We start from the raw sequence: 25521 nt of genomic DNA on the forward strand, positions 1-25521 counted from the left end.
CTCAATGGCCTGAGCCCTGTCGACTACAGGGCTCAGGCTGCTGGCTAAAATCGTCCAACTTTTGGGGGGCAGTTCAGGACTGTGGGAGGCAGCTTGCTGGCGACTTCACCGTTCGCATTCAGGCTCTCTGCGGAATGCTCGCGGTAAAGGTCGTGCCATGTTCGGGACTGGAAAGGACGGTCACGTCACCCAGGTGCGCCCGGACAATCTCCCGGACAATGAACAGCCCCAGCCCGACACTGCGACTTTCGGTGTCACTGGCACTACGCACGGCAGGCTCGAACAGGCTCTCGATCTGCTCGGGCGGTATCGGCTCACCGAAGTTATGCACCGACAGGCGCATCATGTTCGGCTCCAGGGTTGAGGTCACCACGATTTCGCCATCCGCCGAACCGTAGTTGATGGCGTTGGCCACCAGGTTGCCGATGACCTGCCCCAGGCGATCGGCATCGGCATTGCAGGTGCCCTGGCCTTCCTGGCGATGAGTGATGACATGGCCGGGAAATGACTGACGCAACTCTTCGACACAGCGCTCGGTCACGGCATGCAGGTCGATGGGCTGTGGCGTGACCGAAATGCCACGCCCGACCCTGGCATCGGTGAAGTCCAGCAGGTCAACGATCATGCGCTGGGCACGGTCGGTCGCATGATTGATATGGCCCAGCATGCGCTCCTGTCTTGGCTCCAGTGCACTGCGCCCCAACAGACCCGAGGCCATCTTGATCGCCGACAGCGGGTTGCGCAGGTCGTGGCTGAAAATGCTCACCATCTGCTCGGCAAAGATCGCCCGGATTTCCGCCTCGACATGGGCCAGACGCAAGCGGTTGCGGGCCGATGTCAGTTCGGTCTGAACGCTCATCTGTTGCAACAGCAATTCTTCGGCAAGCTTTTGCGCCGACAGCAGCTCACGTTCGTATTTGTTGCGTTCTTCGGCGATAAACAGCGCCAGTTCATTGAAAAATTCGTCACCATGCTCCCGGCGTATGCCATTGAGCATCATCGGGATGGAGCGACCGTCCGCATGAATCAGCTCAAGTTTGACTTCGGCAACCGAACCCCGGGCATGAAGCAACGGTGCCCAGTGAGTCTGATGGAAAATCTTGCCCGCCATATTCAGCAGGTCCTGAAAACGCCGCCCCAGCAGCGCTTCTTTTTCCACACCCAGCCAGACACAGAAAGTCTGGTTGACCCGCACGATGGTGCCGTTTTCCCGGGTCAGCAGCAAACCGCAGGGAGCACCATCGAACAGGTCGTTGCCGTCGGGTACGGCAGGCCCGTCAGGCGACATGTTCTGTATATCCAAAAGGTTGCAAAAACTCACTCATTGCCGCAATGCAAGCCTTTGGCGCACTCATATGAGGGTAATGACCCACGTTTTCGATCACACGCAATGTACTGTTCTCAATGACACGGTTGAGGTATTCGCCCACCTGGACCGGGACAACCATGTCATCACTGCATTGCAGAATCAGGGTCTGGCTGGAAAAACGCTCCACGTCCTTGCGGTGATCCGACATGAAGGTCACGCGGGCAAACTGCTTGGCGATATCGGCGTTGGTACGGCAGAAGCTGTCGGCCAGCTCCTGGCCCAGCTCCGGCCGGTCGGCAGACCCCATGAGCGTGGGTGCCATGGTGCTGGACCAGCCCAGATAGTTGCTTTCCAGAGTGTGCAGCAAGGAGTCGATATCCGTCTGGCTGAAACCGCCAACGTAGCCTTCGTCGTTCAGGTAGCGCGGCGACGGGCCCACCATGATATGCGCGGCAAAACGGCCGGGCTCCTGAAGCTCGGCCAGTACGGCGATCATGGCGCTGACCGAATGCCCGACATGAATGACCGGGCCGGGGTTGGCGAACTCACTGACCACTTCCAGAAGATCCCTGGCATAGCCGCGCAGGGAGGCATATCTGTGCGGGATATAAGCCGACAGTTCGGACTTGCCGCTGCCTACCAGATCGAACAGCACGACCTTGAAATGCCTGGCGAATACCGGAGCAATAAAGCGCCACATGTTCTGGTTGCAGCCAAAACCGTGAGCAAAAATCAATGTGGCCGGTCCATCGCCCATGACGTTTACGTTATTGCGTCGCTGAACCGACATGACGGGCCCCGTACTTCAAAGTGACTGAGTCGAGATTATCACCCTTCAGAGAGCCCGCGAAGGCTTGCCAGCATAAAGCCTCTACTCGCCGATATCTTCATTCCACAGCTCGGGCCGGCTGGCGATAAAACCGTGCATCATGTGCTGGCAGGTCCTGTCGTGCAGCACATCGACTTGCACCCCGCGAGAGCGCAACAGCTCTTCTTCGCCCATGAATGTCTCGTTTTCGCCCACGATGACCTTGCCGATTCCGTAAAGCAGAATCGCCCCGCTGCACATCGCACAGGGCGACAACGTGGTATAGAGCACCGAGTCGCGGTAGACGCTGGCAGGCTGACGACCCGCGTTTTCCAGCGCATCCATCTCGCCATGCTTGATGGCGCTGCCTTCCTGGACGCGACGATTGTGTCCACGACCGATGATCTTGCCATCGTGAACGATGACCGAACCGATAGGAATTCCGCCCTCAGCCAATCCCTGTTGCGCCTCGTCAATGGCGGCCTGCATGAATAGGTCCATGGTGTTTTCCTCGCTTTCGTTGTTGCTTACCGTGCCTATCGGGCAAGCGACTTCTGCGCATTGCCCAGCGCTTGGGCAACGAAAGTCTCCAGCAGTTCGGACGAACGCTCCTTCATCCGGATGCCGACCTCGTTGCTCCTGACCTTGAGTTTGTTCAGCAAGGGCAAGGAGCCGCTGCCCTCATTGAGGGACTGCAATTCCTGCGCCGAAAAGGACTGCGCATAGGCTGCCGCGAGGTTGCGGTCCCATTGCACCTGATAGTCTGGTTGCAGGCGCTGCAGTTCCTTGTGCACCAGATCCTGAGCCTGGTTCTTGCCAACCGCCTCCACGATGCTGGCAAAAGTGACGGAACGCGAAGCGACCTGATAACCCAGCCAGCCAAGGCTGTCGCCCAGATGGCGCTCCTGGACGAACAGCAGCGCCGTATCGTCCGCTTCATCGGCCTGGACGCTCTGGGCCAGCGTCCAGCTCAGCAGCAGGCTGCATCCCAGGAAAGTCAGACGTGTCCTGGATACGACGGGCAGACCGCGATGGTTGTTCATGGCCTCCTCCTGAGCTCAATGGACTGCATTCCTGAACTTAACAGTTAATCTGCGCTTTACCAGAACCGGGGTCGCATCCCGGCGATTCATGCCGCTATCAGGAATATCTGTGTGCCGGAGCGATGATTTATGCTTGCCCGCCGCGAAGACCAGAGCCCGATCATGCCCGACATTCAGTTCAGCACCCTGCCCGAAACCTGCCGCCCTTTGCTGGACAAGTTCTACCGCGAACACAAATCGTCCATGCGCGCCGTGCCTCACGGGACGTTGTGGGTGGCGAAGCAGACGCAGATCGTCGGCGCGCTTTGTCTGAGCGAAGTCGCTGACGGGCACTGGCTGACCGGTCTGTTCGTGGCCCCGCAAGTGCGTGGCCAGGCAATCGCCCGTCGTCTGATCGGCCATGCACTGGAGCCCTTGAAAGGCCCGGTCTGGCTGTTCTGCCACCCGGACCTTCAGGCGTTTTATGAATTGAGCGGTTTCGAGACAGCCCAGCGGCTGCCGCATTCACTGGGCGAAAAGTTCATGCGTTTCAGCCGCAGCAAGGCGCTGGTCGCCTTGTGCCGGAGCGGCGCCTGACTCACTCGTCGGCGTTGGGGTCCATGTCCGGGAACATGACCTCGATAAAGCCGAACTTGCTGAAGTCGGTGATGCGCGAAGGGTACAGACGGCCGATCAAGTGATCGCATTCGTGCTGGACCACACGGGCATGAAACCCTTGGGCGGTGCGCTGGATCGGCTGGCCGTCCGGGTCGAAGCCTTCGTAGCGAATGCTCTGATAGCGATCGACCATGCCACGCAAGCCCGGCACCGACAGGCAACCTTCCCAGCCCGCTTCAAGGGTCGGGCTCAAAGGCGTGATCAGCGGGTTGAGCAGAATGGTCTGGGGCACGGCTTCGGCCTGGGGATAGCGCTCGCTGCGCTCGAAACCGAATATCACCAGTTGCAGATCGACGCCGATCTGCGGGGCCGCAAGACCCACGCCGCCGATACTTTCCATGGTCTCGAACATGTCGGCAATCAGCGTCTTGAGCTCACTGCTGCCGAACATCTCGCGGGGCACGGGAGGCGCGATGCGCAGCAGGCGCTCGTCGCCCATCTTGAGAATCTTGCGGATCATGATGAGTGTCGGTCTCTTGAACGGAAAGGCGATTCTGGACCCTGATTCAGGATTCGTCAGCCTTTAATGTGCTGTGCACCGAATGATCGCGCCCCAGCCCCGAAACATGCTGTTTGGCGGTGGATTCCACGCCATTGTCGCCGGCTTCCTTTTCCCCGACATCCTTGCCTTCCCGGGACATGTGCTCGATCACCGCATTCATCTCCGCACCGAGCAGCAACACCGCAGCCGAAATGTAGAAGTACAGCAGCAGCACAATGATCGCGCCGATGCTGCCGTACATGGCGTTGTAGTCGGCAAAGGTCTTGACGTAGAAACCAAAGCCCAGGGAAGCGATGATCCACACCACTACCGCCAGCACGGAGCCCGGGGTAATGAAGCGGAACTCCTGTTTCACGTCGGGCATGACGTAATAGATCACGGCCACGGCAACCATCAGCAGCAGGATGATCATCGGCCAGCGCAGCACGGTCCACAGCGTAACAATGAAGTCTTCCATGCCGATCTGCGAGGCAAACCAGCTCATGACCTGCGGGCCGACCACCATGAACCCGGCAGCGGCCAGCAGCATGCCGGCAATACCCACGGTGTAGAGAATCGATAACGGAAAACGCTTCCAGATCGGACGTCCTTCGACCACATCGTAGGCCGCGTTCATGGCGCTCATCATCAGGCGCACGCCTGCCGAAGCGGTCCACAGCGCAATGACGATACCGATGGATAACAGGCCGCCCTTGGATTGCTGCAACTGGTCGATTACCGGGTTGACCTGTTCCAGTGCCTGCGGCGGCAGGACCAGTTCCGATTGCAGGCGCAGCCAGGAGAAGAAATCCGGCAGGTGCAGGAAACCGATCAGGGCAATGAGGAACAGCAGGAACGGAAACAGCGAGAACAGCATCTGGTAGGCCAGTGCCGATGCGTAAGTAGACATCTCGTCATCGAGAAACTCGGTAACGGTACGAACCATCACTTTGCCCAGAGGCAACTGACGCATGTGAGGAAAGATCATGGCGTCTCCTTGCGCTAAACCCTTTTGCATTATATCGCCGGGCCGACAATTGCGATTATGCGGCTGCCCATATGCCAACAGTGTTGCAGTGGCGTCAAATGGACTGGGCGAGTTGTAAAAGGTTTCAAGCCATGATGGATAAAGGCCATCTCGCGATGACCTTTATCCGGTTTCCCTGACACTCTACGCCTTGTCTGCGCCCTTCTTCACGGCGTCCCTGGCTTTACCCTTGAGCTGCTGGGCTTCGCCCTTGAGCTCCTGAGCCTTGCCTTCGGCCTTCAATCTGGTGTTGTCGGTCGCCTTGCCAATACCTTGCTTAACGTTACCAACCGCTTCATTGGCCATGCCTTTGATTTTATCGCCAGTACTACTCATGAAGTATCTCCCGGGTCTTGAAGACCGTTCTGGATCGGATGTCGTAACCTCGACATAAGGATTGACCGGGGGCCTTCGCGCAGAGTTTCAATTATTTTCAGGCCAGAGAGTGCCGTTCGTCCGCTCATGGACAGGCCTTGTTTACGGTGTTTGTGAGAGAATGCGCGTCGCAGTCAGTCTGTGCCCGGCACACTGAACAAACCGATCCACAGGAACGTTATGAAACTCGATAAAAAGCTGGCCATCGCACGCAGGAACCAGGATCTGGGCGGCGCCGTGCTGGGCGTCAACAACACCCATTTCGCCATTCTGGACCCCAAACGCAACATCTGGTGGTTCGACCTGCCTGTGACACGCCTGCAAGTCGGCCAGTACGAATGGCTGCATCTGCTGCTGCACACGCCGGCGACCGATCAACTGCTGCACCTGAAGGTGACCACCGTCTTCATGCGTGACCACATGGAAGGCCTGGAAGTGCGCAACGCCGGCAAACGCAAGCCAACCGTAAGCCTGGAACTGAGCGCCGACAAGGACTCGTTCCTCAAGGACATGCGCCCCCGAGGCAGCAACCTGAGCTTTGCGGGTTTCCTGCAGAAGTAAGGCGTCAGGCCAGGCGGCGTGTCACCAGATACCCCGCCGTTGCGGCCAGGGCCGAAACTACGGTTCCCCAGGCCAGATCGACAAGCGCCAACTGTGCAGGCCAGCCTTGCAGGGTCGCCCAGTTGGTCAGATCGTAAGTGCCATAGGCGATCAGCCCCAACAGCCCGCCATACAGTCCCGCATGCCCCGTGCGCTGCACCTTGAGCGCGGGCAGGACCGCGAATATCACCAGCCCCGCCGCGTACAGCAGATAGAACACCAGCGCAGGCCCGAGCAGCGGCGTGGCCAGCATCAGCGAGCCGAGCCAGTCCCGATAGGTCGAGCCCATGAGCAATCCCAGCCAGATCCCGTCCAGAATCAGAAAGGCCAGAAGCGTACCGAAGTAAGCCGTAAGGATTCTTTTCATGGGCACACCCCGATATCAGGTCAATTCGATACGGTCAGGGTGAATCACAATCTGACCTTGCTTATACAAGGCACCGATCGCTTTCTTGAAGTTCCCTTTACTGACACCGAACAGACCGCTGATGACCTGCGGATCGCTCTTGTCGCTGACCGGCAGCACGCCGTTGTTCTCACGCAGTCTGGCGAGGATCTTGGCATTCAGGCTGCCAGCGGCCTCTGCACCCACCGGTTGCAGGCTCAGGCTGATGTTGCCGTCGGCACGGACTTCCTTGATGAAGCCTTTTTCCTGTTTGCCGGGGCGCAGGAACTTGAACACCTCGTTCTTGTGGATCAGGCCCCAGTGCTTGTTGTTGATGATTGCCTTGAAGCCCATGTCGGTGGCTTCGGCAACCAGCAGGTCGACTTCCTGACCGGCGCTGTAATTGGCAGGCGTCTTGTCCAGGTAACGGTCCAGGCGCGCAGTGGCGGTGATACGTCGCGTCTTCTTGTCCAGATAGACATGCACCACGCAGTAATCGCCCGCATGCAGGGTGCGCTTTTCTTCGGAGTACGGCAGCAGCAGATCCTTGGGCAGCCCCCAGTCCAGGAACACACCGATGCTGTTGACCTCGACCACCTTGAGGCTGGCGAACTCGCCGACCTGCACCTTGGGCTTTTCAGTGGTGGCGATCAGTTTGTCTTCGCTGTCCAGATAGACGAAAACGTTGAGCCAGTCTTCATCCTCAGTAGGAATATCCTTGGGGATATACCGATTGGGCAGCAGGATTTCTCCATCCGGACCACCGTCCAGATACAGACCGAAGTTGGTGTGCTTGACCACTTGCAAGCTGTTGTAACGCCCGATTAACGCCATTTGCAGATACCCTCATTACGTGGGCGGCATTCTACCCGACTTTACGTTCGCATTCGCGATACACACGGCTCGCCCTGCCCGCCCGAGCCCCGCTCGTCAGTTGCTCCGGGCAGCAAAAACGTTCTCTCCCTGTCGCGCAGCACAACAACTCTTCATTTAAAACAGTCGGTTAAGTGCGTCATGCCGAGTTCCGGGGCAGGTCGAGACAGGGCATTCAGGCCGCTCAGGCCCCAGATAAGCCAGCAGGATCCTGCCATTTGATGTACGATGGCTGGCCGTACTGAAGTTTATGAAGGTTATGGCAGTCATGCGTATCAAGGCATCCCACACCAAGGCAAAACCCGCTCCAGCCGTTGAAACGAGCGATTCGATCAATGCCCAGATCGCAGCTTTCCTCAAGTCCGGCGGCGAAATCCAGCAAATCGCCAAAGGCGTGAGCGGCCAGACTTTTACCCCGTCCAAGCACATCAATCTCGGCAAGAAGTAATTCTTCCCGACTGCTTCGCGGTTTCCATGCGCCCTGCGAAACAGGGCGCTAGCTACATCTCCCGTCTCACTGCTAATCTCTTTCGGTATCTCCAAACCAAGAGCAGGAAACGCTCTGGTAGCAGACCCCTTTTGCTTTGCGGAATGCTTGAATGAAGAACTGGATGCTTTTCGGCGCTCTGATTTACCTCGGTGGTTGTGCTTCGCATCACTGCGAAAACGGCCCCAATGAAAATCCCCTCACTGACAGTCCGTGCCGTGCAGGTCATCTGCTGTATCAGCACGACATGCTGCAGGCCAAGCTGTTGATCAGCGAGGCGGATCGCGAAAACTATGAGCTGGCCGAAGCCATGCTGCGACGCGCAGCCATAGACGATGCTTCCGGCGAAGCCGAGTTCTATCAGGCCGTGCTGCTGATTCGCGAGCAGGCCGATCAGAAGCAGATCATCGATCTGTTGCAGACCGCAGCAGACAAATACAGGCATCCCCTGGCCATTGCCCTGCTCTCCCAGCAACTGAGCATGAGCGATCCGAAAAAGTCCGAACACTATCGCGCCGAATACGCCGAACTCGATGTCGCCAAGAGCGGCTACCCCTCGTTCGAACAGGCACTGGTGGTCATTCGCGGGCTGATCATCCCGCCCAGCCCGACAACAGCCAGCAACTGAAGATCCTGCGGATCGACGAACGGTCCGCATCCCTGTCATTTCATCGGTATGCTTGCGAGGCTCTAGCTCGCGGCTTGTGTCGGGCCCTGCGCCGATTTCGATACGCCATTATGACCACACTCCTCGACACACAAGGAGTGAGCCATGCTCAACCCTCGATTACCGATACTGGCCCTCGGCACCTTGTTGGTGTGTCAGCAGGCGTCTGCCCAGATCATGGAGCGCAGCCTTGGCGACTTCAGTCTGAAACTGGCAACCACACCCACTCGCAGCATGGCACAGGGGCTGGTGACGCCCAGCGGCAGCAGTTCCGGCTCGTTTCACGGCGGTCTGGACCTGACCCATGACAGCGGCTTCTACTTCGGCCAGTGGTCCCCGAACATGGGCATCAATGCCGATACCGCCCTTGAAGTCGACTCCTACATGGGCTTCAAGAAACCCTTCGACAACACCCTGGGGTACGAACTGGGGGTCATCCGCTACAGCTATCCCGATACCAGCCAGGTCGACAGCCATGAGTTCTATGCCGGGTTGCGCGTCCTCAACAGCCGGGTCGGCGCGGCCTTCAGCAATGATGTCGGCACCCGCAACAGCACTGTCTTCATTGACCTGGGCGGGATCGAGCGACTGGGCCTCGGGGTTCGCCTGCAATACGCCAACCACCAGTTCGATACCCCACAAGCCGGCGAAGACGGCTCATTGGTCAACGGTTTCAACGACTGGTCCCTGAACCTGTCGCGCCCCTGGCTGGGGATCGACATGAACCTGATCTACAGCGGATCGAGCCTCAGCGGAAGCGATTGCAGTGTCTACAGCGGTCACAACCCGTACTGCGAAGGGACCTTTACCATCAAGGCCGTTCGCTCGTTTTTCTAGGCTCTGCACGACACTTCCCGTAACCGGTTTCCTGCGACGCCGCGAGTAAGTTGAACTGCCAGCTCCTACACTCCTCTACAGTCACTCAGCCTGTCGAGGAGTTGTCATGCATTGCTTCAAAGCCTTCATTACGCTGTTGATGGCCTTGCCATTGCTTGTTGCATGCAACCAGGTGGGCCTGGCGTATCGCAATCTGGATGTGATCATTCCCTGGACGCTCAGTGACTATCTGGACATGAGCAGCCCACAGAAAAGCTGGCTCGACGAGCGCCTCAAACAGCATTTGAGCTGGCATTGCAGCACCCAACTGCCCGACTACCTGATGTGGTTCAACCGCCTTGAGCAAATGGTGCAGACCGATCAGGTCACCCAGGCCGAACTTGAAGCACGCACCGAGGAAGCCAAGGAAGCCCTCGCGAAAATCTCCCGCCAGGTCACGCCTTCGGCCATCGAACTGCTGTCCCGCTTCGATGACAAGCAGGTTCAGGAAATGCAGAACGCCTTTGCCAAGGATCAGCGCAAGCAGGAAAAGAAATACCTCGACGAACCTCTGGAAAGACAAATCGCCGAACGCGCCGCACGTATGGAAAAGCGCATGACACCCTGGCTTGGCAAGTTGAATCCGGCGCAGAAGGCACGGGTACAGGCCTGGTCGGCGTCACTGGGCGAACAGAGCCGGGGCTGGGTAGAAAACCGCGCCCGCTGGCAGAACCTGTTTCTGGCGACGGTACAGCAGCGCCAGGCCAAGGACTTCCCGCAACGCATCACCGCACTGCTGCAGAATCGCGATACCTTCTGGACCCCGGAATACCGCGAGAACTACAACAAGGCCGAGCACGCCGCGATTTCACTCATCGTGGACGTGGTCGGCCAGAGTACGCCTGACCAGCGCAAGCTCCTGCTGGCCAGGATCGCGGACATGCGTGAGGACTTCGCGGACCTGGATTGTCTGAAAGCCTCACAGAAGGCTGACGGGCGTCAGGCCACCTGAGCCTTGGACGCCACCTCATCGAAAGTCGCCGGCTCCAGCGCATCGGCCTGTTCATCCAGTACCTGACGCGGATGATCATTGCCCGGAATGCTGCTGTCGATCATGGCCAGCAGGCTTGAGCCGCGTGGTGTCAGGATAAAGTTCGTACCGGTGCCGCCCTCGTCTTCAGGGCGTGGTTCGATGTAACCGTGCTTGAGCAACAGCGCTTCCAGATCGGCCGCCTCGGTCTTGAGGTGATCCAGATTTCCCACTGCTTCGCCTTCGGCGGCCTTGGCAACCGCATGATCTTCGGCGTATTTGCGCGGAGCAAAAGACTCGCCAGCGCTGTTCTGAACTTCATGAAGCAGACGTTCGATAAGGTCCCAGTTGTAAGCCATTTTGTAAAACCTCCGTCCAGCATGGATGAATAGCCCATGACATCCGGCCATGGGCTTGCTACTCAGAGGTTGTGACCTGTTGCGAGGGTGGCCGTTCAGCCTGTGCGCCCGGCGGCAGAAAGGTATAGCGCCGTCGCGGCAAGCGCGCTCCTACAGGGTTGCAGGAGCGCGCTTGGCCGCGACGGTATGTGACATCACTCAGCAGCAGGTGCCGGCGTACTGCGTTTTTTCAACGGAGCCATGCCGTCCTTGCTCACCAGCGAATCGGACTTGGGACGGTTGACGGTCTTGCGCTTGGTCGGCCCCTTGGCGGCAACCTTTTTCTTGTCGCCCTTGGTATCGGTCTTTTTCTTCTTGGTGCCAGCGGCCTTGCCCGACGCCTTGACCTTCTTCGGTCCGCCGTAGGTGCCTTTGACTTCCTTGATGGTGCGGCGCTCGAAGCTTTGCTTGAGGTAGCGCTCGATGCTGGACATCAGGTTCCAGTCACCGTGGCAGATCAGGGAAATCGCCAGGCCTTCGCTACCGGCACGACCGGTACGACCGACACGGTGGACATAATCGTCGCCGCTGCGTGGCATGTCGAAGTTGATGACCAGATCCAGGCCATCCACATCCAGGCCACGCGCTGCGACATCGGTAGCCACCAGAACCTTGGCACCGCCCTGCTTCAACCGTTCGATTGCGGCCTTGCGATCCTTCTGGTCCTTGTCGCCATGCAGCACGAATGCCTTGTATTCCTGGGCGACCAGACGTCCGTAAAGACGGTCGGCCATGGCTTTGGTGTTGGTGAACACAATGGCTTTCTGGTACGTCTCGTTGGCCAGCAGCCAGTTGAGGATCTGCTCCTTGTGGACGTTGTGGTCAGCCGTGATGATCTGTTGACGAGTACCGGACGCCAGCTCGCTGACGTTGTTGAGCAGCAGATGCTGTGGATCTTTCAGGACCTTCTGGATCATTTCCCGCAGACCGGCACCGCCGGTGGTCGCCGAGAACAGCATGGTCTGCTGACGATCGGCGCATTCGCCCGCCAGACGTTCGACGTCTTCGGAGAAGCCCATGTCCAGCATGCGGTCGGCTTCGTCGAGGACCAGCACTTCGACCAGTTTGAGGTCCAGGTTGCCCGCGTTGAGGTGTTCCAGCAGACGACCCGGGGTGCCGATCAGAATGTCCGGCACCTTACGCAACATCGCGGCCTGAACCTTGAAATCCTCGCCACCGGTGATCAGACCGGCCTTGATGAAGGTGAACTGCGAGAAACGCTCGACTTCCTTGAGGGTCTGCTGCGCCAGCTCGCGGGTCGGCAGCAGGATCACGGCGCGGATATCGACACGCACCTTGGCCGGGCCGATCAGGCGGTTGAGGATCGGCAATACAAAAGCGGCCGTCTTGCCGCTACCGGTTTGCGCAGTCACCCGCAGGTCACGCCCTTGCAATGCCAGCGGAATGGCGGCGGCCTGCACAGGCGTAGGCTCGACAAATTTAAGCTCGGCCACAGCTTTAAGCAGGCGTTCGTGCAGGGCGAATTCGGAAAACACGGGTACTACCTCGACGAAATACAAAAATACAGCTGCATAGCGTAACGGTTTCGAGCGCCGGGGCCGAGTTTCTTTACCACTCTGGGTGGATTTTGTTGCTTGATCCGGCCCATGAACGGCTCGAATGGCCTCAGCAGATGGCCAGTTTCACGCGTGCATCATCATCGATCAGCGGGCGACGATTGCCGTCGGATCGAAAATCGTCTTATTATGGGCATATACCCATTAAATCAGTGACACTCGCTGATGCCCTCCTGCCGAGACCGGATCTGCCATGTCAAAAGTTCCCCCCATGGTTGCGGAGCAACTCACAGCAAAAGCATCGCCGCCCGTTGACTCTGCCCGCGAAAGGCTTCTCAACGGACCGATTCTTTCGACGCTACTGCTGCTCGCCTGGCCAACGGTCGCCGTCCTGCTGGCACAGACCGCCGTTACCATGGCCGAGGCCTATTACGTGGGGCTGCTGGGCACCGCGGCCCTGGCAGGCGTCGCTCTGGTATTTCCGTTCTACATGCTCATGGTGACGATGTCCGCAGGTGGAATCGGCAGTGGCGTGGCTTCTGCGGTGGCGCGGGCCGTGGGTGCCGGAAACGGACAGGATGCCGATTCCCTGCTGATGCACTCCATCATCCTCGCAGTCTTCATCGGTCTGTCATTTACAGCCGCCGCACTGCTGCTGGGGCCTGTTCTCTATCATGTGATGGGAGGGCGAGACACAGCACTGGCCGCTGCGCTGGAGTACTCCAACTATCTGTTTCTGGGCGCGGTCCCGATGTGGATCGTCAATCTGATCAGCGCATCGCTGCGTGGCTCGGGGAACGTCAAGGTTCCAGCGCTCATCACCCTGACGGGTGCGCTCATTCTGATTCCCGTCTCCCCGGCGCTGATTTTCGGCTTTGGCCCGGTTCCGGCCATGGGTATCGCCGGGGCCGGTATAGCCTTTGCCATCTACTACGTGGCTGCCGCCTTGTTCCTGGTGCGCTACATGATGTCGGGCAAGGCGAACCTCAGCATCACAAAGGTCGCGTTCGAGTGGCGCCTGATCAGGGAAATCATGAAAGTAGGAATTCCCGCAGCGCTCAGCACGGTCATGACCAACCTGATTGTCATCCTCATCACAGGTGCCGTCGGGCTGGCGGGCACCGATGCACTGGCCGCCTTCGGAATTGCTTCGCGCCTGGATTACGTGATGATTCCCTTGCTGTTCGGTCTGTCCGCAGCCGTATTGACCATGGTGGGCATCAACGTCGGGGCCGGCAGGATCGATAGGGCCAGACGGGTTGCCTGGATCGGGATGCTGGTGGGCACCGGCTTCGTCGGGGTCATTGGCCTGATCGTCGCGATTTTCCCGATGCTGTGGCTGCAGTTTTTCAGTACCGACCCCGCCGTGCTGGAACCGGCGAAAAACTACCTGCACATTGTTGCGCCTTTCTATGCCGCGCTCGGGTTCGGCTTCGTGTTTGGCTTTGCCGCACAAGGCGCTGGCCATGCAGGCGCGCCTTTCCTGGCGATCACTACCCGCATGCTGCTGGCCACGTCGTTGAGCTGGCTGGCCGCGCTGTATCTGGAGCCCGATCTGACAAACATCGCGATTGCCACCGCCTTTTCACTGGTGGCGTATGCACTGGTCAGTTACCTGGCCATGCTCAAGGGAGTCATCCGGTCGTCTTGAACGATGATCAGTCCTCGGTCAGCACCAGACGCTCGTCGTAGGCGATATCGAGCAATGCCTTGCACAATTCGGCCGCCGCTTCCTCGCCGAAGGTCTTGAGAAAGCGTTCCTGAGCCTGTCGCCACAAGATACGGGCTGAGTTGAATGCCGCCTGGCCCTGCGCTGTCGCCACGATCAGCCGCCGACGGCGATCTTCAAGGCTCACCTGCTGCGCCACCAGCCCATCGCGCTCCAGAGGTTTGAGGTTATGGCCGAGCGAAGAGCGGTCCAGTACCAGAGCATCGGCCAGCTCCTGTAACGTGGGCGGCGAGTCGGTGCGGGGAACCAGCTCCGCAAGAATCGCAAACTGGGTCGAACGCAGTCCCGAAGGGGCCAGAGCATCGTCATAGAGTTGGGTAAGCCGCCTTGAAGCCTTGCGCATCGCCGTCGCATAGCAGCGGACGGGGAGTTGAACAGCCATTGGGAAACGCTCTATTGAATGAACACGGAGTCGGATATGTGGCCTGACGGAGTATAACGAGGTCGACAGGTCCGTCACCAATGACAACTGGGCGGAGAAAATCGGTTTGAAGAAAAGTGAGCTGCCCGTAAAAACCTGTGCGACTTGCGGATTGCCTTTCACCTGGCGCAAGAAGTGGGCGCGCTGCTGGGATGAGGTGCGCTATTGCTCGGAGCGTTGCCGGCGGCATAAACGTGTCGAGTGAATGCGGCCCTCAGGATTCCGCCTACCCCCGTGCCAGCAAAGGCCTGGCTCCGAACCGGCTGATCCACAGCGACACCACGATCAGTGCCCCGCCTATGAACAGGCGGCTCAGTGACTCGTGCTGGTTCCAGATCAGCAGATTGACCAGCAGACCGACCGGCACATGCAGGACGTTGAACACCGCCAGGGTTGAACCTGATACCAGACACGCGCCCTTGTTCCACCAGTACATGCCCAATGCCGTGGAACACAACCCCAGGAACAGCAGGACGCTCCATTGCCGGGTGTCGTTGGGCACATTCTGCGGGTTGCCGAACATCAGGAAGGCAGGCAGCACCACCGCCAGCGCACCGAGGAAGAAATAGCCGAAACGCCGATAGTGCGGCAAGTCGCTCGGATGGCGCGCCACCAGATGCTTGTAGAGGACTTGTCCGGCGGCATAGGTGAAGTTGGCCAGTTGCAACAGCAGGAAACCGCCGAGGAAATCGCCATCCAGCCCGTCATAGCGGATCACCCCTGCCCCCAGCACCGCGACGCCGGCCGCCAGCAAGGACCATGGGTTGAAGCGCCGGTTGAGGGCGTCTTCGATCAGAGTGACGTGCAGCGGCGTCAGGATGGTGAACAGCAGCACTTCCGGCACCGTCAGCACGCGGAAGCTCAGGTACAGACAGACATAGGTGATGCCGAACTGCAGCGCGCCGATCAACAGCATGCCACGCATGAACTTCGGCTCGACCTTTCGCCAGTGAGTCAACGGAATGAACACCAGCCCCGCCAGCACCACGCGAATCAGCACAGCGAGGTAGCTGTCGACATGGCCTGCCAGATAGACACCGATCAGGCTGAAGGAAAACGCCTGGATCAGCGTCACGATAAGTAGATAGCCCATGTGCGCCCCTTTTTTGAAGGTCGCGAACATAGCGGGTTGCTGGTTTGGGTGTCCAGCTTGAATCTTACGAAGAGGTTAGCCACAACCCGTGGGAGAGGCCTTGGCTGCGACGACCAGTAGAAGTGCAACACATTTTCAATGCCTGGCTGCGCGGCCAAGGCCCCTCCCACAAGTGACAATCAGGCGACTTCAGCCAGCTTGGCGAGCGCTTGGCTCAGGCCTTTTTCACTGAATTCAGGCCCCATGTTCAGGCCCTCTGCATTGATGAAAGTGACATCGTGAATACCTACAAAAGCCAGCACCTGACGCAGGTAGGGTTCCTGATGATCCTGGCTGCTGCCGGCATAGATGCCGCCACGGGCGGTCAGCACGAAAGCGCGCTTGCCGGTCAGCAGGCCTTGCGGGCCGGTTTCCCCGTACTTGAAGGTCACGCCAGCACGCAACACATGGTCGAACCAGGCCTTGAGCGTGCTGGGGATCGAGAAGTTGTACATCGGTGCCGCCAGAACCAGCACGTCTGCGGCGATCAGCTCACCGGTCAACCGGTCAGAGCGCTCCAGCGCCGCCTGTTCGGTGGCGGTGCGCTGCTCAACAGGTTTCATCCAGCCCCCCAGCAGGGTCGCGTCCAGATGAGGAACAGGCTCGCTGCCCAGGTCACGCACGGTGACTTCATCACCGGAATGAGCGCTCTTCCACTGACTGATGAATTGCTGCGTCAGTTGACGTGAAACCGAATCCTGCTGGCGGGCGCTGCTTTCGATAACCAGTACACGGGACATGACCTTTGATCTCCATCCAAGAGTGTGTTGTTTCAATGGAGGAGAAGGCTAAACGTGAACCTATCGATTAAAAAGCGCAAAAATCTGCTTCTATATATCTAATAATTTGTCTTATCCGCTGGAGCGCTCTACCCTCAGTTTTACGCAGGCTCACAATTGAGCGTGATCCGCAGCTTGATGATGCTGCGATTGAACTTGGAAGAGACATCGACGCTTTTGCCGGCGGCGACCTGAACGCGACGCGTGCGTGGCGCTTCGGGACCGTTGCGAAACACTACCGAACACTTGGCATCGACACTGCCGTAGTTGTTCACGGTAATGGAGCCGGTGTCGTGGTAGGTGTCGTGGCTGTTGTAGTCGATCTGCACCCCCTGGTAATGCTTCTCCACCTCGATGGGGTAGGCAAAGGCACTCAAGGGCAGCATCGCCAGCAACACACAGCACAATCTGTTCATCGGGCAGTCTCCAGAGAAAGGACTGTCAGATTAGGACAATAGGGATGGAAAGAGGAATAACAGAATGAAAGCCCCTCGCGTGACCCTCGATCAATGGCGCACTTTGCAGGCCGTTGTCGATCACGGTGGTTTTGCCCAGGCCGCCGAGGCTCTGCACCGTTCCCAATCGTCGGTCAGCTATACCGTGGCGCGCATGCAGGATCAGCTGGGTGTGCCACTGCTGCGCATCGATGGGCGCAAGGCCGTGTTGACCGAAGCCGGTGGCGTGCTGCTGCGCCGTTCGCGACAACTGGTCAAACAGGCCAGCCAACTGGAAGACCTGGCTCATCATATGGAGCAAGGCTGGGAGGCCGAGGTGCGTCTGGTAGTCGATGCGGCCTACCCCACGGCGCGACTGGTACGTGCCCTGAGCGCATTCATGCCGCAGAGTCGTGGCTGCCGCGTGCGTCTGCGTGAAGAAGTACTGTCCGGGGTCGAAGAAGTCCTGCTCGAAGGCACGGCCGATCTGGCTATCAGCGGCTTCAGCATTCCCGGTTACCTCGGCACCGAAATGAGCACCGTGGAATTCACTGCCGTTGCCCACCCCGAACACCCCTTGCATCAGGTCAATCGCGAATTGACGTTCCAGGATCTGGAAAGCCAGTTGCAGGTAGTCATTCGCGACTCCGGTCGCCAGCAGCCTCGCGACATCGGCTGGCTCGGTGCCGAACAGCGCTGGACCGTCGGCAGCCTCGGCACGGCAACCACTTTTGTCAGCAGCGGCCTGGGGTTTGCCTGGCTGCCCAGGCACATGATCGAACGAGAGCTCAAGGAAGGCGTGCTCAAGGTCCTGCCACTGGACAAGGGGGGCAGCCGCAACCCGTCGTTCTATCTGTACTCCAGCAAAGACAAACCGCTGGGCCCGGCAACCCAGATACTGATCGACTTGATCAGCACCTTCGACACAGCTCCGCTGACAGCGGCATTCGCGGCGCCTCAACAAGTCTGACAGGGGAAGGACCCTATGAACTTTTTCGAACACGACGGATGTTCGCTGCACTACGAGGAATACGGCCAGGGCGAACCGGTCTTGCTGCTGCACGGCCTGGGTTCCAGTTGCCAGGACTGGGAATACCAGATCCCGGCGCTGGCCGAGCATTACCGGGTCATCGTCATGGATGCACGAGGCCATGGTCGCTCGGACAAACCCCGTGAGCGCTACAGCATCAAGGGCTTCAGCGCCGATGTCGAAGCCCTGATCGAGCATCTGCACCTGGGGCCGGTGCATATCGTCGGCCTGTCCATGGGCGGGATGATCGGTTTTCAGATCGCGGTGGATCAGCCTGGCCTGCTCAAGAGCCTGTGCATCGTCAACAGTGCGCCGCAGGTCAAGGTCCGCAGCTTCAGCGACCTGAGGCAACTGATCAAGCGCTGGACGCTGGCGCGGGTGGTGAGCATGAACACCCTGGGACACGCCCTGGGCAAGCTGCTGTTTCCCAGACCGGAACAGGCCGAACTGCGCCAGAAGATGGCCGAGCGCTGGAGCCGGAATGACAAGCGCGCCTACCTGGCCAGTTTCGATGCGATTGTCGGCTGGGGCGTGGAGAAAAAACTGTCACGGATCACCTGCCCGACGCTGATTATCAGCGCCGACCGCGACTACACGCCGGTGGCCCTCAAGGAAGCCTACGTCAGAGAGTTGCCCAACGCCCGGCTGGTGGTCATCGAAAACTCCCGCCATGCCACGCCGCTGGACCAGCCCGAGCAATTCAATCGCACCGTTCTGGAATTCATCGCGTCAACCAAGGTCTGAAAACCGCATGCGCTTCACATGCGGGGTTTCAGGCTTCGATCACGCTGGGCAAAAAAAGCCAAACGTGGTTACCTTGCCAGCCACAGTCGACATCATCACTGAAGGATTCTCTGCCCCATGCTGAAAAAAATCGCCCTCGCCGCCTGCTCCGTGTTGTTCGCAGCCAACCTGATGGCGGCCCAGCCTCCAGCCAAGGCCACTCATGTGGTGCTCGACACCAGCTTCGGCCAGATTGAACTTGAACTGGCCGACGAAAAAGCGCCGATCAGCACCCAGAACTTCCTGGGCTATGTCGACAGCGGTTTCTACAACAACACCATTTTCCATCGCGTGATCCCGGGCTTCATGGTTCAGGGCGGTGGCTTCACCCAGTATCTGGTGCAGAAGAACACCAAGGACCCGATCAAGAACGAAGCGCAGAACGGTCTGCACAACGTGCGCGGCACCATCGCCATGGCCCGCACTTCGAGCGTGAACTCGGCAACCAGCCAGTTCTTCATCAACACCAATGACAACGCCATGCTCGACAACGGCGTGCGTGACTACGGTTACGCGGTGTTCGGCAAAGTGGTCAAGGGCATGGACGTGGTGGATCAGATCGTCAACGCCCAGACCAGCAACCAGAAAGGCATGCAGAACGTGCCTGTCGACCCGATCCTGATCAAGTCGGCCAAGCGCGTCGAGTAAAGGAAATTCGGACGCATGCAGCCGGGCTCGAGGCCGGCTGCATGTGCTCTGTCAGGGAGAGCCTCCAATCATCGAGGAGAACCCACATCGCGTGGGGATCATAGCCAATGCTTTATCGTCGTTTTGAAAAACTGATCGATACCTTCCGAGACGCACCTACCGCCTCCCCGCCCAATACAGTCCTAGCGTTCTACGTCTATTACCTGCGTCAGGTATGGCCGGTTTTCACCGCGCTGCTGGTGGTCGGGCTGATCGGCGCGCTGATCGAGGTCGCGCTGTTCAGTTACCTGAGCCGCATCATCGACCTGGCCCAGACCACGCCCGCCAAGGATTTCTTCACGGTCCATGGCAGCGAACTGATCTGGATGGTGATCGTGACCCTGCTGCTGCGCCCGGTCTTCGTCGGCCTGCATGACCTGCTGGTGCATCAGACCATCAGCCCTGGCATGACCAACATGATTCGCTGGCAGAATCACAGCTATGTGCTCAGGCAGAGCATCAACTTCTTCCAGAACGACTTCGCCGGGCGCATCGCCCAGCGCATCATGCAGACCGGCAACTCGCTGCGCGACTCGGCCGTACAGGCCGTGGATGCCCTCTGGCATGTGCTGATCTATGCCATCAGCTCACTGGTGCTGTTCGCTGAAGCCGACTGGCGCCTGATGATTCCGCTGATGCTCTGGATCGCGGCCTACATCCTGTCGCTCGCCTACTTCGTGCCAAGGGTCAAGGAACGCTCGGTGGTGTCCTCCGATGCGCGCTCGAAACTCATGGGGCGGATCGTCGATGGCTATACCAACATCACCACGCTCAAGCTGTTCGCTCATACCAATTTCGAGCAAAGCTATGCTCGCGAAGCCATCAGCGAACATACCCACAAGACCCAGATGGCTGCCCGGGTCGTCACCGCCATGGATACGGTCATCACCACCATGAACGGTCTGCTGATCGTCTCGACCACCGGCCTGGCCCTGTGGCTCTGGACCCAGTCGCTGATCTCCATGGGCGCCATCGCTCTGGCGACGGGGCTGGTGATCAGGATCGTCAACATGTCCGGCTGGATCATGTGGGTGGTCAACGGCATCTTCGAGAACATCGGCACCGTGCAGGACGGGCTGGAAAGCATCTCGCAACCGGTCACGGTCACCGACAAGCCTGACGCGCCGCAGTTGAAGATCGACAAGGGCGGCGTGAAGTTCGAGGGCGTGGATTTTCACTACGGGAATGGCAACGGCATCATTCACAATCTCAACCTGGAGATTCGTCCCGGAGAGAAGATCGGCCTGATCGGCCCTTCAGGTGCCGGCAAATCGACGCTGGTCAACCTGCTGCTGCGCATGTACGACGTACAGGCGGGCCGGATTCTGATTGATGGCCAGGATATTTCCGAGGTCACGCAGGAAAGCCTGCGGGCACAGATCGGCATGATCACTCAGGATACGTCGCTGCTGCACCGTTCGATCCGCGACAACCTGTTGTATGGCAACCCAGGTGCGACCGACGAACAGCTGTGGGAGGCCGTACACAAGGCCAGCGCCGAAGAGTTCATCCCGCTGCTGTCCGACTCCGAAGGCCGCACCGGTTTCGATGCCCATGTGGGGGAGCGTGGGGTGAAGCTGTCCGGTGGTCAGCGCCAACGTATCGCGATTACCCGTGTACTGCTCAAGGACGCGCCGATCCTGATCATGGACGAAGCCACTTCAGCGCTGGACTCGGAGGTCGAAGCCGCGATTCAGGAAAGCCTGGAAACCCTGATGCAAGGCAAGACCGTCATCGCCATCGCACACCGCCTGTCCACCATTGCCCGTATGGACCGTCTGGTGGTGCTGGAAAAAGGCCAGATAGCCGAAACCGGCACCCATGCCGAGCTGCTGGCCCATGGCGGGTTGTATGCACGGCTGTGGCAGCATCAGACCGGCGGGTTTGTCGGAGTGGATTGATACGACCTGTTGGAGGGCCTTGGCCGCGACAGCCAGTTCAGGCGCTGAAAATGTGTTGCCTGTCAGCTGGTCGTCGCGGCCAAGGCCCCTCCCACAAGTGACAGGTATGTCTTGACTGATTCCTACACGCCTGACTGCCGATACGGCAAAGCCCCCCGCGCATCTTCGGCGTAAGCCAGAATGCCGACTCTTTCCTGCTCCAGAAAATCACTTACGGCGTCCTTCAATCCGGGGTGCAGCAGGTAATGCCAGGAATGAGTGATCTGCGGCTCGAACCCCCGAATCAGTTTGTGCTCGCCCTGGGCACCGGCATCGAAACGCTGTAATCCCTTTTCGATAGCGTAATCCATGCCCTGATAGAAACAGGTCTCGAAATGCAGCCGGTCGAATTCGGCCAGGCATCCCCAATAGCGGCCATAGAAACTGTCGCCCCCTGTCAGGCTGAATGCCATGGCCACTGGCCGATGCCCCTGACGCGCCAGCACCACGCGAATCGCTTCGGGCATGCGCTCGGCCAGCAGGCTGAAGAATGCTCGCGTCAGGTACGGTGCCTGCCCACGGATTTCATAGGTATTGGAATAGCAGGCATACACGAAGTCCCACAGCACTTCGCTCATCTGCGCGCCTTCCAGCCACTCGAACTCGATCCCCTGCCCCGCGACCTGTTCGCGTTCCTTGCGCATCTGTTTGCGTTTGCGCGAACTCAAGGCGTCGAGGAAATCCTGAAAGTCCCGATAACCGCGGTTATGCCAGTGGAACTGACAACCATAGCGCTGCAACCAGCCAGGCTGAGCGACCAGCAAGGCATCGGCGGCAGGATCGGTGAAATTCACATGGGCGCTCGACAGGCCTTCGCCCTGCAGATAATCCGGCAGCCCCGCGAGCAATTGCAGTCCGGCTTGCGGCGTTTGCGCCAGAACACGCGAACCGCTCACCGGACTGAACGGTACAGCCGCAAGCAGTTTGGGGTAGTAGGCGATGCCCGCACGGCGACAGGCATCGGCCCAGCCGTGATCGAACACGTACTCACCGTAGGAATGCCATTTGCGATAAGCGGGCAAGGCTGCGATCAGTTCGCCTTTCTCGTAATGCACCAAATGCTCGGCCTTCCAGCCCGAACGGGGACCGAGGCTGCCGCTGTCTTCCAGAGCACTGAGAAAGGCGTGTCGCAGAAAGGGCTGACCCTCGGGAACCAGCGCATCCCACTGGGCAGGCACGACATCACTGAGGCTGGCGGTCGGGACGAACATGGGGACGTTCCAGGCAGATCGAAGGACGCAGCAGTATCCCTCATCGAAACGCAATGTTCACGATTTGTTGATCGGAAGGCTCTAGCTCGCATGTTTCAGACATTCAATCGTCACCAACATGCCATCGTATTGCCACCCTTCTGAAATAACCAGCCGCAATACTGGCGCCTGTTTTTAGAACAGAGGGTGCTAACCCTCTCCGCGCCCTGCCTGTTGGGTGGTTTTTACAAGGATGGCTTCCCCCATCCGCTATTCAGTTATGGAGATTGACATGCGTCTTGTTTCTAAACGTACTGCAGCCGCCCTTTCCGGCAGCCTGGCACTGGCCATGAGTGTTGGGGCCAATGCCGCAGTCGACGCCAAGCTGTTGGACATGCTCAGGGCCAACGGCTCGATCAACGAGGCTCAGTACGCTGAGCTGCAGACCGAACTGGCAAAAGACCAGCAAGCTCAGAAACAGGCTCTGGCCGATATCCAGCAGAGCAAATCCGCCTCTCAGGCAGAATTCGAGAAAAAGATCGCCTGGGCCACCAAGACCCAGTTCAAGGGCGATGTGCGGGTACGTCAGGAAACCGTCAAAATCGACGGCCAGACCAACGCTCAGGATAAAGACCGCCAGCGTATCCGCGCCCGTCTGGGTGCCTACACCGAAATCAACCCGCAGGTGAGCACCGGCATCCGTATCGCCACGGGCGGCAGCAACGATGCACGCTCCACCAACCAGGATCTGGACGGCTACTTCGTCAAGAAAGACCTGTGGCTGGACCTGGGCTACATCGACTACGCTCCGACCGCAGTCAAGAACCTGCATGTGATCGGCGGCAAGATGAACCAGCCGTGGGTCAGCATGGGCGACGTCATCTGGGATAGCGACATCAACCCGGAAGGTCTGGCCACCACCTACAAACTCCCGCTGGGCGGCAACACCGAGCTGTTCGGCAGCGCCGGTTACTACACCCTCAAGGACAACATCGACGGCGAAGGCACCCAGTTCCGTCATGACCTGAGCATGTACGCAGGCCAGATAGGTGCACGCTTCGCACCGACCGACGACCTGAAAGTCACCCTCGGCGGCAGCCTCTACGGTTTCAGCAACGACAAGGACAGTGCTGCCCTGCGCGTCAACGGCAACACTACCGATCAGTTCCGTCTGTATGAAGGTTTCGGCCAGATCGACATCAACGGCCTGGGCTTGCCGCTGTCCCTTTATGGCCAGTACATCGTCAACAACGACAGCACTGACGATCAGGACACTGCCTGGCTGACCGGCGTGAAAACCAAGGTGTTCGGCTTCAACCTCGACTACAACTACCGCGACACTCAGCGTAACGCCGTGGTCGGTGCCTTTACCGATTCGGATTTCGCCAACGGCACCACAGGTTCACGCGGCCACAAGCTAAAAGTTGGTTACGAAATCGACAAGAATTTCGCTGTCGGCGCGACCTACTTCCTGACCAAAGCCGACTACGCTACTTCAGCAAGCCCGCGTGATTCGGATGTGAAGACGCTGCAACTGGATGTAGAAGCCAAGTTCTAAGCAAGACTGGCTGCGCGTCGAGTTTTCATTAACGCTGCACGCTCTCGTTTTTACAGGCTGGCCTTGGCAGATCGCTCCCCATCATCCGTCGATCTGCCAATGCCGGCCTGTCTTTCTTTTCAGGCAGTGTGATCAACGCTTGCGCAGGATCACACTGCCAATCGAATACCCCGCCCCGAAAGAACTGAGCACACCCAGCGCGCCCTTGGGCAAGTCATCCTGGTAGGAGTGAAAGGCAATCACCGAGCCTGCCGAACTGGTGTTGGCGTAGGTGTCGAGAATCACCGGTGCCTCTTCGACGCTGGCATCGCGCCCCAACAGCTTCTTGACGATCAACTGATTCATGCTCAGGTTGGCCTGATGCAGCCAGAAACGCTGCACATCGCTGGCATTCAACCCGTTCTCGCTCAGATGAGTCCCCACCAGCTCCGCCACCATCGGACAGACATCGCGGAATACCTTGCGGCCTTCCTGGACGAACAGTTTGTCCGGCGCGCCTTCGCCTTCATCCGAGGTGCGATTGAGAAAGCCGAAGTTGTTGCGGATGTTATTGGAGAACGTGGTCAACAATTTGGTGCTGACGATATCGAACTGGTACGGGGAAGTGGCCAGATCGGCGCGCTCCACCACCACCGCCGTGGCACCGTCGCCAAAGATGAAATGGCTGTCGCGGTCGCGGAAATTCAGATGCGCGGTACAGATTTCCGGGCTGATGACCAACAAGGCACGGGCCTGACCCAATTGCACGCTGTTGCAGGCGGCCTGAATGCCAAAGGTGGCCGAGGAACAGGCGACGTTCATATCGAAGCCATAACCCTGAATGCCGAGAGCCGACTGGATTTCGATGGAGATGGCCGGGTAAGCGCGTTGCAGATTGGAGCAGGCAACGATCACCCCATCGATATCGGCAGCCGTCTTGCCTGCACGCTGCAAGGCCTGTTCGGCCGCCGCCACGCCCATCTGGCAGAGAATCGACCATTCGTCATTGGAGCGCTCCGGCAGGTTCGGCTTCATGCGCTGCGGATCGAGGATGCCTTGCTTGTCCATCACAAAGCGACTTTTGATACCCGAGGCCTTTTCGATGAACGCAACGCTGGACTCGCTCAGCGCCTCGACTTCGCCGCGCTCGATGGCGGCGGCGTTATCGCTGTTGAACTGGGCCACATAGGTATTGAAAGACTGCACCAGCTCTTCGTTCGAGATGCTGTTGGCCGGGGTGTACAGGCCTGTGCCGCTGATGACGACGTTGTGCACGGTCGTTCCTCTCTTATGAGTGTTGCAGGTAGTAGTACGGTAAGTGGCGACCAACAACTTATTGGAACCAGCGTACCAATACGCATGTAAATACTGGCTGTCGGGGCAAGG

Annotated in this window: 30 protein-coding genes; 13 read left to right on the forward strand and 17 right to left on the reverse strand. The window is 58.9% G+C overall.

Annotation, left to right across the window (positions count from 1 at the left end; all coding sequences use genetic code 11):
* Positions 1 to 118: 118 nt before the first annotated feature.
* From JSY17_RS22565 to JSY17_RS22580, 4 genes are all read right to left on the reverse strand, one after another.
* On the reverse strand, positions 119 to 1288 hold the full coding sequence (locus tag JSY17_RS22565) for a PAS domain-containing sensor histidine kinase (protein WP_206402663.1): 1170 nt from the start codon (positions 1286 to 1288) through the stop codon (positions 119 to 121).
* Positions 1278 to 2099 carry an alpha/beta fold hydrolase gene (locus tag JSY17_RS22570; protein ID WP_117181046.1) on the reverse strand — a complete coding sequence of 274 codons (822 nt, stop codon included), beginning with the start codon at positions 2097 to 2099 and terminating at the stop codon, positions 1278 to 1280. Before JSY17_RS22570 ends, JSY17_RS22565 begins: the two co-directional genes overlap by 11 nt.
* Positions 2100 to 2180: 81 nt before the next feature.
* Entirely contained in the window at positions 2181 to 2618 is a 438-nt protein-coding gene (locus JSY17_RS22575) for a nucleoside deaminase (RefSeq protein ID WP_206402662.1), read from the reverse strand.
* Between the two features lie 35 nt (positions 2619 to 2653).
* Complete coding sequence (locus tag JSY17_RS22580) at positions 2654 to 3160, reverse strand: hypothetical protein (RefSeq protein ID WP_232849607.1); 507 nt, start codon at positions 3158 to 3160, stop codon at positions 2654 to 2656.
* Between the two features lie 162 nt (positions 3161 to 3322).
* On the opposite strand from JSY17_RS22580, the gene JSY17_RS22585 reads away from it, so the two are divergent.
* On the forward strand, positions 3323 to 3736 hold the full coding sequence (locus tag JSY17_RS22585; RefSeq protein WP_206402665.1) for a GNAT family N-acetyltransferase: 414 nt from the start codon (positions 3323 to 3325) through the stop codon (positions 3734 to 3736).
* 1 nt (position 3737) lies between these two features.
* On the opposite strand, the gene def is transcribed toward JSY17_RS22585, so the two are convergent.
* The 3 genes from def to JSY17_RS22600 form a co-directional block, all read right to left on the reverse strand.
* Positions 3738 to 4277 carry a peptide deformylase gene (def, locus tag JSY17_RS22590; RefSeq protein ID WP_206402661.1) on the reverse strand — a complete coding sequence of 180 codons (540 nt, stop codon included), beginning with the start codon at positions 4275 to 4277 and terminating at the stop codon, positions 3738 to 3740.
* A 46-nt stretch (positions 4278 to 4323) separates the two neighbouring features.
* A complete protein-coding gene (locus tag JSY17_RS22595) occupies positions 4324 to 5286 on the reverse strand; it encodes a YihY/virulence factor BrkB family protein (RefSeq protein WP_117185101.1) in 963 nt (320 codons plus the stop codon).
* Between the two features lie 183 nt (positions 5287 to 5469).
* Positions 5470 to 5661: a CsbD family protein gene (locus tag JSY17_RS22600; RefSeq protein ID WP_206402660.1), complete on the reverse strand. Its 192-nt coding sequence runs from the start codon at positions 5659 to 5661 to the stop codon at positions 5470 to 5472.
* Positions 5662 to 5880: 219 nt separating this feature from the next.
* On the opposite strand from JSY17_RS22600, the gene JSY17_RS22605 reads away from it, so the two are divergent.
* On the forward strand, positions 5881 to 6261 hold the full coding sequence (locus tag JSY17_RS22605) for a hypothetical protein (RefSeq protein ID WP_117166113.1): 381 nt from the start codon (positions 5881 to 5883) through the stop codon (positions 6259 to 6261).
* A gap of 4 nt (positions 6262 to 6265) precedes the next feature.
* Here JSY17_RS22605 and JSY17_RS22610 read toward each other — a convergent pair whose 3' ends face one another.
* Together JSY17_RS22610 and JSY17_RS22615 are read right to left on the reverse strand one after the other, a co-directional pair.
* Entirely contained in the window at positions 6266 to 6667 is a 402-nt protein-coding gene (locus JSY17_RS22610; protein ID WP_117166112.1) for a DUF2177 family protein, read from the reverse strand.
* Between the two features lie 15 nt (positions 6668 to 6682).
* Positions 6683 to 7519, reverse strand: coding sequence for a CvfB family protein (locus JSY17_RS22615; protein WP_117181041.1), 837 nt, complete (start codon positions 7517 to 7519; stop codon positions 6683 to 6685).
* Positions 7520 to 7817: 298 nt separating this feature from the next.
* Between JSY17_RS22615 and JSY17_RS22620 the strand changes: the two genes are divergently transcribed.
* From JSY17_RS22620 to JSY17_RS22635, 4 genes are all read left to right on the forward strand, one after another.
* Entirely contained in the window at positions 7818 to 8006 is a 189-nt protein-coding gene (locus JSY17_RS22620) for a hypothetical protein (protein WP_025261417.1), read from the forward strand.
* A gap of 151 nt (positions 8007 to 8157) precedes the next feature.
* Positions 8158 to 8673, forward strand: a complete 516-nt coding sequence (locus JSY17_RS22625) for a hypothetical protein (protein WP_117166110.1) — start codon at positions 8158 to 8160, stop codon at positions 8671 to 8673.
* 144 nt (positions 8674 to 8817) lie between these two features.
* Positions 8818 to 9549 (forward strand): TorF family putative porin, encoded by a 732-nt coding sequence (locus JSY17_RS22630; protein ID WP_117185100.1) that lies wholly within the window; start codon positions 8818 to 8820, stop codon positions 9547 to 9549.
* A 106-nt stretch (positions 9550 to 9655) separates the two neighbouring features.
* Complete coding sequence (locus tag JSY17_RS22635) at positions 9656 to 10540, forward strand: DUF6279 family lipoprotein (RefSeq protein WP_206402659.1); 885 nt, start codon at positions 9656 to 9658, stop codon at positions 10538 to 10540.
* Here the strand turns inward: JSY17_RS22635 and JSY17_RS22640 are convergent.
* Positions 10528 to 10917 (reverse strand): transcriptional regulator, encoded by a 390-nt coding sequence (locus JSY17_RS22640; protein ID WP_117166107.1) that lies wholly within the window; start codon positions 10915 to 10917, stop codon positions 10528 to 10530. The two genes, JSY17_RS22635 and JSY17_RS22640, sit on opposite strands and share 13 nt — an antisense overlap.
* A 194-nt stretch (positions 10918 to 11111) precedes the next feature.
* On the reverse strand, positions 11112 to 12452 hold the full coding sequence (locus JSY17_RS22645; RefSeq protein WP_117166181.1) for a DEAD/DEAH box helicase: 1341 nt from the start codon (positions 12450 to 12452) through the stop codon (positions 11112 to 11114).
* A 274-nt stretch (positions 12453 to 12726) separates the two neighbouring features.
* Between JSY17_RS22645 and JSY17_RS22650 the strand changes: the two genes are divergently transcribed.
* Positions 12727 to 14124, forward strand: a complete 1398-nt coding sequence (locus JSY17_RS22650; protein WP_206402658.1) for an MATE family efflux transporter — start codon at positions 12727 to 12729, stop codon at positions 14122 to 14124.
* Between the two features lie 7 nt (positions 14125 to 14131).
* Here JSY17_RS22650 and JSY17_RS22655 read toward each other — a convergent pair whose 3' ends face one another.
* Complete coding sequence (locus tag JSY17_RS22655; protein WP_201012320.1) at positions 14132 to 14584, reverse strand: MarR family winged helix-turn-helix transcriptional regulator; 453 nt, start codon at positions 14582 to 14584, stop codon at positions 14132 to 14134.
* Positions 14585 to 14690: 106 nt separating this feature from the next.
* Here JSY17_RS22655 and JSY17_RS22660 point away from each other — a divergent pair, with 106 nt between their 5' ends.
* Positions 14691 to 14828 carry a DUF2256 domain-containing protein gene (locus JSY17_RS22660; RefSeq protein WP_117166105.1) on the forward strand — a complete coding sequence of 46 codons (138 nt, stop codon included), beginning with the start codon at positions 14691 to 14693 and terminating at the stop codon, positions 14826 to 14828.
* A gap of 21 nt (positions 14829 to 14849) precedes the next feature.
* Here JSY17_RS22660 and JSY17_RS22665 read toward each other — a convergent pair whose 3' ends face one another.
* From JSY17_RS22665 to JSY17_RS22675, 3 genes are all read right to left on the reverse strand, one after another.
* A complete protein-coding gene (locus JSY17_RS22665) occupies positions 14850 to 15716 on the reverse strand; it encodes a carboxylate/amino acid/amine transporter (RefSeq protein WP_206402656.1) in 867 nt (288 codons plus the stop codon).
* A gap of 179 nt (positions 15717 to 15895) precedes the next feature.
* The gene (locus JSY17_RS22670) at positions 15896 to 16495 is read right to left on the reverse strand and encodes an FMN-dependent NADH-azoreductase (protein ID WP_200998508.1); all 600 of its coding nucleotides are present in this window, start codon (positions 16493 to 16495) and stop codon (positions 15896 to 15898) included.
* A gap of 140 nt (positions 16496 to 16635) precedes the next feature.
* Positions 16636 to 16950, reverse strand: coding sequence for a 3-phosphoglycerate kinase (locus JSY17_RS22675; protein WP_117166103.1), 315 nt, complete (start codon positions 16948 to 16950; stop codon positions 16636 to 16638).
* 64 nt (positions 16951 to 17014) lie between these two features.
* On the opposite strand from JSY17_RS22675, the gene JSY17_RS22680 reads away from it, so the two are divergent.
* The 4 genes from JSY17_RS22680 to JSY17_RS22695 all read left to right on the forward strand — a co-directional run bounded on the left by JSY17_RS22680 (position 17015) and on the right by JSY17_RS22695 (position 21369).
* Positions 17015 to 17938, forward strand: coding sequence for a LysR family transcriptional regulator (locus JSY17_RS22680; RefSeq protein WP_117166102.1), 924 nt, complete (start codon positions 17015 to 17017; stop codon positions 17936 to 17938).
* A 15-nt stretch (positions 17939 to 17953) separates the two neighbouring features.
* Positions 17954 to 18742, forward strand: a complete 789-nt coding sequence (locus JSY17_RS22685) for an alpha/beta fold hydrolase (protein ID WP_122369915.1) — start codon at positions 17954 to 17956, stop codon at positions 18740 to 18742.
* Between the two features lie 117 nt (positions 18743 to 18859).
* Complete coding sequence (locus tag JSY17_RS22690; RefSeq protein ID WP_117166100.1) at positions 18860 to 19429, forward strand: peptidylprolyl isomerase; 570 nt, start codon at positions 18860 to 18862, stop codon at positions 19427 to 19429.
* A 107-nt stretch (positions 19430 to 19536) separates the two neighbouring features.
* The gene (locus tag JSY17_RS22695) at positions 19537 to 21369 is read left to right on the forward strand and encodes an ABC transporter ATP-binding protein (RefSeq protein WP_117181031.1); all 1833 of its coding nucleotides are present in this window, start codon (positions 19537 to 19539) and stop codon (positions 21367 to 21369) included.
* Positions 21370 to 21491: 122 nt separating this feature from the next.
* Here JSY17_RS22695 and JSY17_RS22700 read toward each other — a convergent pair whose 3' ends face one another.
* The gene (locus JSY17_RS22700; RefSeq protein ID WP_206402654.1) at positions 21492 to 22619 is read right to left on the reverse strand and encodes a GNAT family N-acetyltransferase; all 1128 of its coding nucleotides are present in this window, start codon (positions 22617 to 22619) and stop codon (positions 21492 to 21494) included.
* 271 nt (positions 22620 to 22890) lie between these two features.
* Here JSY17_RS22700 and JSY17_RS22705 point away from each other — a divergent pair, with 271 nt between their 5' ends.
* Positions 22891 to 24156, forward strand: a complete 1266-nt coding sequence (locus tag JSY17_RS22705) for a putative porin (protein WP_117185093.1) — start codon at positions 22891 to 22893, stop codon at positions 24154 to 24156.
* 132 nt (positions 24157 to 24288) lie between these two features.
* Here JSY17_RS22705 and JSY17_RS22710 read toward each other — a convergent pair whose 3' ends face one another.
* Entirely contained in the window at positions 24289 to 25410 is a 1122-nt protein-coding gene (locus JSY17_RS22710; protein ID WP_200998512.1) for a beta-ketoacyl-ACP synthase III, read from the reverse strand.
* Positions 25411 to 25521: the final 111 nt, after the last annotated feature.

It is taken from the genome of Pseudomonas capsici (genome assembly GCF_017165765.1).
Taxonomy (GTDB): Bacteria; Pseudomonadota; Gammaproteobacteria; order Pseudomonadales; family Pseudomonadaceae; genus Aquipseudomonas; species Aquipseudomonas capsici.